Below are 6000 nucleotides of genomic sequence, written 5' to 3'. Positions count from 1 at the left end.
AGGCAATGACCAGGGCGGCGCCCGCCAGCATCCAGAGCGACGGGGTCTCGCCGAGAAAGGCCCAGCCGAGCAGGACCGCGATGATCGGATTGACGAAAGTGTAGGTCGCGACCAGCGTCGACGCCACCTGCTTGAGCAGCCAGATATAGGCCGCGAACGCGACGACGGTGCCCATCAGCGTCAGGTAGGCCCAGCCTGCAATCGACGTCGTCGTGACATTCGACGGGTTCACGCCGCCGAGCTCGCCTCGTGCGGCGCCGATCGCCAGCAGCACCACGCCGCCGGCCAGCAGTTCCAGCCCCGACAGCGCAACGGGCGAGAATTTTCCCGAATAGCGCTCGGACACGAACGTGCCCGCGGCCCAGGACAGCGCCGCGCCAAGCAGCAGAAAGACGTCGCTCGCGCGCAGTTCGCTGCTGCCGGATGACGCTTCGTGAGATGCGATCAGCGCAACGCCCATGACACCGGGAATCAGAAACCCCACGGTCTTCCAAGTCGGCCGCTCGCTGCCGGGAAAGATCACCTGCAAGAGCACGATCCAGAGCGGAATCGTCGCCAGCAGCACTGCGGCCAGCCCCCAATGCACGCGCTGCTGGGCATAGGCGAGTACGCCGTGACACCCCACGAAGAAGAAGACGCCGCAGATCACGGCGATCATGCAGCTTCTCGCCGGCGGCGAGGACGTGCCCGCCAAGCGTGCGGCGCCGTACAGGATGGCGCCTCCGACCAGGCAGCGCGCCGCCATCAGCGTGAACGGCGGCAGGGATTGCAGCGCCAGCGCGAGCGCCAGATAGGTCGAGCCCCACACGAGATAGATGGCGGCAAATGCCAGGACGATCGCCACATGCACTCTTGAAAGCGACATGATGAACTCGCAACCTGCTCGAAGGTCAAGCTCATCAACCGGGCCGGCGGGCTTTGGTTTCGTTACGCCGCCGCCGGCGCCAGTTCCGCTCGCCGCTTCGCGAACGGCTTGAAATTCATCGCCATCAGGAAGGCGCCGAGGCCCATCGCCCAGGAGGCGATATAGAGCCAGGCGTAGCTCGAGAACGCATCGTAGATCAGGCCGCCGGCGAGCGGGCCCGTAGCCATGCCGAGACTGCCGGCCATGGCGGTGCCGCCGATCACCGTGCCCATCATCTTGAGCGGAAAGTTTTCGCGGATCAGCACCGCGTAGAGCGGCATGGTGCCGGCATAGATGAAGCCGAAGACGGCCCCGACGGCGTAGAACGTCGCGAGCTGATGCGCGAAGACATAGGCGAGTGCGCCGAAGGCCTGCAACAGCAGGCCCGAGACGAGCACGCGCTTGGCGCCGAAACGGTCCCCCATCAGGCCGAAGGCGATGCGCCCGCCCAGGCCGGCAAAGCCCTCGATGCTGTAGATCGTCACCGCCGCGACCAGCGGGATGCCGCAGCTCACGGCATAGGAGACGGTGTGAATGATCGGGCCGGAATGAGTGGCGCAGCAGAAGAAGTTGGTCGCGAGCAGGATCAGGAATTGCGGCGAGCGCAGCGCTTCTCCCATCGACATCTCACCTTGCGCGGCGCCCTCGGCCGCAGGCGCGGCCACGGCGTGCGCGAGCGCCGGCGGGCGGCGCACCAGGAACGAGACCGGGATCATGATGGCGCCGACCACCAGCGCCACGATCTGCATCGAGGTGCGCCAGTCATGGCCGGAGACGAGCCAGGCCGCGAGCGGCGCCATCGTCATCGGCGCCATGCCCATGCCAGCCGACACCAGCGAGACCGCAAGGCTGCGATGGGTGTCGAACCAGCCGGTCACGGTCGCCATCATCGGCGCGAAGATCGCGGCACAGGACGCCCCGACCAGAAGGCCAAAGACGAATTGAAACGCCAGCAGCGAGGTGGCGTGGCTCGCCGCGAACAGGCTGACGGTCAGCACCGTCGATCCCGTCAGCACCACCGGCCGCGGTCCGAACCGGTCCGTCAGCGTGCCCCAGGCCATGCTGGTGAAAGCCATCGCCAGAAAGCCGATCGTCATCGCGCTGGAGATGCCGGTCACGGACCAGCCGGTATCCTTTGCGATCGGCTGCAGGAACACCGGCAGCGAAAACATGCCGCCGATGGCGACGCAGCCGAGCAAGCCGCCCGCGGCGACGATCACCCAGCGATAGGAGGAAGAGTTCATTTTGGTCTCCCGTCAGGTCTGTCTGGGTGGAAGACGAACGGGAACTGCGCCCGCCGACAGCCGGCACCACGGCATCGGGGCAATTTTTTCGACTTCGGCCGAGCCCAGGCTTCGCCTAATCCGTTTGTTGGCGACATAGTTGCCAACAACAAACGCGAAAACAACCCCATGCACAGTAGCCCGCGCCAATCGGATCAATGGCTTACGACGCGAGCAATTTGCGATGCCAAGGTCCTGCGGCGCCGGCGATTTGACTCGTCGGGCAAAACACCGGCATGATGTCATGATCCCGCCAACGCCATCGCGTCAGCCCAAGTGCGCCTGCCTGGCGCGCCGCCGCCATGCGCCGATGGTGAGCCAGACCGCCGGAACCAGGAAATCAAGCGTGAGTGGTAAGAGCCCTGCATGACCATTCGCCCGATCGTCCGCTATCCCGACCGCCGCCTCACGTTGCCGGCCCGCCCCGTCACGGCATTCGACGCAACGCTCCGCGAGCTTGCAAATGATCTGCTCGAGACCATGCGCGCCGCGCCCGGCATCGGCATCACGGCGCCGCATATCGGCGTGCCCTTGCGCGTCGTCGTGCTCGAGCTCGACGCCAAGGACGGCGCGCGCACCTACGTCAATCCGGAGATCGAATGGGCCTCACCCGAGATGATCCTGCATCGCGAAGGCAGCGTCTCGATGCCCGGTGTCAACGACGACGTCCAGCGCCACGCCCGCGTGCGGATCAGCTATCAGGATCTCGACGGCAACATGCACAGCGAGGAGTCGGACTCCTTGCGCGCCGTCTGCCACCAGCACGAGATCGACCAGCTCGACGGGATGTTCTGGATCCAGCGGCTGTCGCGGCTGAAGCGGGAGCGGCTGGTGAAGAAGTTCGAGAAGATGTCGCGCGGGTGAGCGGGCCGGCAAAGATCGGACTTGTGTGAAGTCGCGCCGCCTGTTCGATATGGAGAAGTCAAACCAGCCTGATATGATTGGAACGGTCGGCCCCGTCGGGAGGGACACGAATGACTCATTCAGGTCGTTGCGCCTGTGGCGCGGTTTGTTACACCATCGCGTCCGCGCCGATCCGCGGCTTCCAATGCCAGTGCAGCGACTGTCAGCGCGACACCGGCAGCGGCCACAGCTCCATCTTCGTGTTCGCGCGTAGCGCAGTCTCGGTGACAGGCGAGGTGCGCGAAATCGAGCGCACTGCCGACAGCGGCGCAGTCAAGCGCAAGGGGTTTTGTCCGAACTGCGGCTCGCCGATCTATAACAAGCCGGACGATAAGCCGGAGTTTATCGGCATCTATGTCGGCACGCTTGACGATGCCAGCACGTTCAAACCGTCCGTCGTGCTGTTCTGCTCGCGCGGATATGCCTGGGATCACCTCGATCCCGGGATTCCCAAACTCCCGGAATGGCACCCGGGATCGCGCTGATTTTTTGCAGATTGGGAGACAGCCAATGGCGATGAGCTTCGAGCTATCGATGCTGGCCGCCGCAATCGTCTGGGGCTTCGTACAGCTTGTCGCCGCCGCGCAAGCCGCGAACCTGCAATACGGCCTCAGATGGGCTGCGAGCTCGCGCGACACCGAGATGCCGCCGCTCAAGCCCATCGCCGGCCGGCTCAACCGAAATTTCCGCAACTACATGGAGACGTTTCCATTCTTTGCCGCCGCGATCCTCATCTCTCACGCCGCAGGCGCTCACAACGAGCTGACCTATTGGGGATCGATCGCCTATCTTGGCGGACGCATCGCCTACACCGCGCTTTACCTATCCGGCGTACCGCTCGTCCGCTCACTGTTCTGGAATATCGCCAGCTTTGGCATGCTTGCAGTCTTGGCAGCGCCTTTCGTGCCTCACTGAAGCGACGCCTTGGCGACTTTGCCTTTGCCGCGATGCCTTCACGCCCGCTTCCCGCACCGCTTGTTCATTGGAGCATTGCGACGCTCGCGTTTGCCGCGCGCGATCTCCGTCGCCAGGGCGTCCAACTTCGGCTCCCAGAAATTCCTGAACTGGCCGACCCATGCGTCGACCGCGCGAAGCCCCGCAGCATCGACCGAATAGAGCCGTCGTTGCGCCTCCGCCCGAACGGTCGCGAAGCCGCTCTCGCGCAGCACCTTGAGGTGCTGCGACACGGCGGCCTGCGTGATCCCGAACTCCGCTCCGATCGCCTCGACGACCTCACCGGACGCCATCTCGCCGGGCGCAAGCAGCTCGAGGATGCGACGGCGGACGGGATCGGCAAGGACATCGAAGATTTGCATCAGCTTCCTCTGCCCGGATGCGCAACGTCGGGCGGCGTCTCGCCGCGATAGAAAGCGATGGTGCGGTCCGACCGCTGCTTCGCGGAGGCAGGATCCACGCCGCTTGCGACGTGCGCCGCGCGCCAATACTCGCCGCTGCTCGTCATGAATTCCTTGCCCGCGGGAGAGCCCATCCATGCCTCGGCCGTCTCATGGTCGACCGATGCCCCGGTCGCAACATATCGCTCCAGCCCCGCAATAGCGAGATCCCAGCCGATGCCGACTGCCCCTGGACCGAACTGATTCCAATGATCCTCGATGATCGCGGTGTGCTCAAGCGTCAGCCGCGCCTGGTTTCGTTCTGCCGTCAGCTTGACATCGATCCAGCTCATCGCGCCGCCGAATTCCCACGTCGCCGCGAAATGGGTCGGCGGCGTACACGCCGTGATGGTGCCGCCGGCATTTCCCTTGAGCTGGTACTTTCCACCGAGCCGGAGATCTCCATCGACCGGCAAGAACCAGCGCGGAATGCGTTGTGGGCTGGTCACTGCGTCCCAGAGATCATCGACGCTCGTCTCGTATAGCCGCGTCAGCGTCACCGCACTGGCCGCTTTCCCGTCCCTCTCGAAATTCCTCACCGAGCGCGTAACCAGCCCCAATACCCTGACCACGTCGATCTCCATGGCGCTACTCCTTGTCGTTGCGTGCCATGATTAATATCGGCCTAAGCTAATATAAGTCAACTCTTATATTCTGAGGAGATGCCGCTCAGATATTTGCCCGGCGGTTTTCCGAGCGCCTTCTTGAACATGGTGATGAAGGCCGCGACAGAGTCATAGCCGAGATCGGCGGACACCTGCTGCACGCTGGCGCCGGACGTCAGCTCCCGCAAGGCGACGGTCAGGTGCAATTGCTGGCGCCAACGCCCGAAGCTTAAGCCCGTCTCCCGGACAATGAGGCGCGCGAGGCTGCTCTCGCTCAGCGCGACGCGATCGGCCCATTCGGCCAGCGTCCTGCGATCGGAAGGGTTTTTCGCCAACGCTGCGGCAATCTTCTTCAAGCGCGGCTCGGGCGAGAGCGGCAGATGGAGCTGCTGAACCGGCATGCGAGGAAGCTCGCGTAGCAGGACGCTCGCCAGAAGGTCCACCCTCGCCTCGTCATCCGCGATCTGATCGGACAACTCGACGATCACTTCACGCAGCAGCGGGGAGATCGAAAGCGTGCAGCAGCGATCCGGCAGGTCCACGCGGTCAGGCTCGATATAAACGAAGAACAGCCGGGCATTTTCTGTCGCGAGGTTGCTGTGCTGCAGGCCCCCGGGAATCCACACCGCGCAATGCGGCGGCACCATCCACAGACCCGTGGGAACGCGGCACGTCACGGCGCCGCCCAGCGCAAAGACAAGTTGCCCCTTGCGGTGCCTGTGATCGGGTACCTCGCCCTTGGTCCCGATCACGTCGACGCGCACGGCGATGACGGGCGCGGAAACATCATCCACGTCGAGATCAAGCCATGGAAAACGGAGCGGCTGCCGCATGCTTGCCGGTTTTTAGCAATTGATTGGCAGAATATCTAAATCGAGCGAACAGGAAAGTCGATAGGATCTCGGCGTGGC

8 protein-coding genes are annotated in these 6000 nt (G+C 64.2%); 3 read left to right on the top strand and 5 right to left on the bottom strand.

The features are described from left to right. Together IVB47_RS11180 and IVB47_RS11175 are read right to left on the bottom strand one after the other, a co-directional pair. On the bottom strand, window positions 1-865 hold an 865-nt coding region (locus IVB47_RS11180), incomplete at its 3' end, for an EamA family transporter (protein ID WP_247461597.1). 62 nt (window positions 866-927) lie between these two features. Beyond that, a complete protein-coding gene (locus IVB47_RS11175) occupies window positions 928-2148 on the bottom strand; it encodes an MFS transporter (RefSeq protein ID WP_247461595.1) in 1221 nt (406 codons plus the stop codon). A gap of 405 nt (window positions 2149-2553) precedes the next feature. On the opposite strand from IVB47_RS11175, the gene IVB47_RS11170 reads away from it, so the two are divergent. The 3 genes from IVB47_RS11170 to IVB47_RS11160 all read left to right on the top strand — a co-directional run bounded on the left by IVB47_RS11170 (window position 2554) and on the right by IVB47_RS11160 (window position 4005). Next, window positions 2554-3051: a peptide deformylase gene (locus IVB47_RS11170; RefSeq protein WP_247461594.1), complete on the top strand. Its 498-nt coding sequence runs from the start codon at window positions 2554-2556 to the stop codon at window positions 3049-3051. 110 nt (window positions 3052-3161) lie between these two features. Further along, window positions 3162-3575 carry a GFA family protein gene (locus IVB47_RS11165; RefSeq protein ID WP_247286481.1) on the top strand — a complete coding sequence of 138 codons (414 nt, stop codon included), beginning with the start codon at window positions 3162-3164 and terminating at the stop codon, window positions 3573-3575. A gap of 25 nt (window positions 3576-3600) precedes the next feature. Further along, complete coding sequence (locus IVB47_RS11160; RefSeq protein ID WP_247286483.1) at window positions 3601-4005, top strand: MAPEG family protein; 405 nt, start codon at window positions 3601-3603, stop codon at window positions 4003-4005. 38 nt (window positions 4006-4043) lie between these two features. Here the strand turns inward: IVB47_RS11160 and IVB47_RS11155 are convergent, their stop codons facing one another. Genes IVB47_RS11155 through IVB47_RS11145 form a run of 3 tightly spaced genes read right to left on the bottom strand, consistent with a single transcriptional unit; the run spans window position 4044 to window position 5922 of the window. Further along, window positions 4044-4406, bottom strand: coding sequence for a metalloregulator ArsR/SmtB family transcription factor (locus IVB47_RS11155; RefSeq protein WP_247461591.1), 363 nt, complete (start codon window positions 4404-4406; stop codon window positions 4044-4046). Then, on the bottom strand, window positions 4406-5068 hold the full coding sequence (locus IVB47_RS11150; protein WP_247461588.1) for an SRPBCC family protein: 663 nt from the start codon (window positions 5066-5068) through the stop codon (window positions 4406-4408). Before IVB47_RS11150 ends, IVB47_RS11155 begins: the two co-directional genes overlap by 1 nt. Window positions 5069-5124: 56 nt before the next feature. Beyond that, the gene (locus IVB47_RS11145; protein ID WP_247461586.1) at window positions 5125-5922 is read right to left on the bottom strand and encodes a helix-turn-helix transcriptional regulator; all 798 of its coding nucleotides are present in this window, start codon (window positions 5920-5922) and stop codon (window positions 5125-5127) included. Window positions 5923-6000: the final 78 nt, after the last annotated feature.

The sequence above is a fragment of the Bradyrhizobium sp. 62 genome (assembly GCF_023073035.1).
In the GTDB taxonomy this organism is placed as follows: Bacteria; Pseudomonadota; Alphaproteobacteria; order Rhizobiales; family Xanthobacteraceae; genus Bradyrhizobium.
The sequence above is the reverse complement of the archived record's forward strand: the minus strand, read 5'-3'. Positions and strand labels throughout refer to the sequence as shown.

What these genes read in the sequence shown, in the direction of transcription:
- IVB47_RS11160 (WP_247286483.1), top strand. Translation starts at nt 3,601, where the DNA reads ATGGCGATGAGCTTCGAGCTATCGATGCTGGCCGCCGCAATCGTCTGG.
- IVB47_RS11145 (WP_247461586.1), bottom strand. Translation starts at nt 5,922, where the DNA reads ATGCGGCAGCCGCTCCGTTTTCCATGGCTTGATCTCGACGTGGATGAT.
- IVB47_RS11170 (WP_247461594.1), top strand. Translation starts at nt 2,554, where the DNA reads ATGACCATTCGCCCGATCGTCCGCTATCCCGACCGCCGCCTCACGTTG.
- IVB47_RS11150 (WP_247461588.1), bottom strand. Translation starts at nt 5,068, where the DNA reads ATGGAGATCGACGTGGTCAGGGTATTGGGGCTGGTTACGCGCTCGGTG.
- IVB47_RS11155 (WP_247461591.1), bottom strand. Translation starts at nt 4,406, where the DNA reads ATGCAAATCTTCGATGTCCTTGCCGATCCCGTCCGCCGTCGCATCCTC.
- IVB47_RS11165 (WP_247286481.1), top strand. Translation starts at nt 3,162, where the DNA reads ATGACTCATTCAGGTCGTTGCGCCTGTGGCGCGGTTTGTTACACCATC.
- IVB47_RS11175 (WP_247461595.1), bottom strand. Translation starts at nt 2,148, where the DNA reads ATGAACTCTTCCTCCTATCGCTGGGTGATCGTCGCCGCGGGCGGCTTG.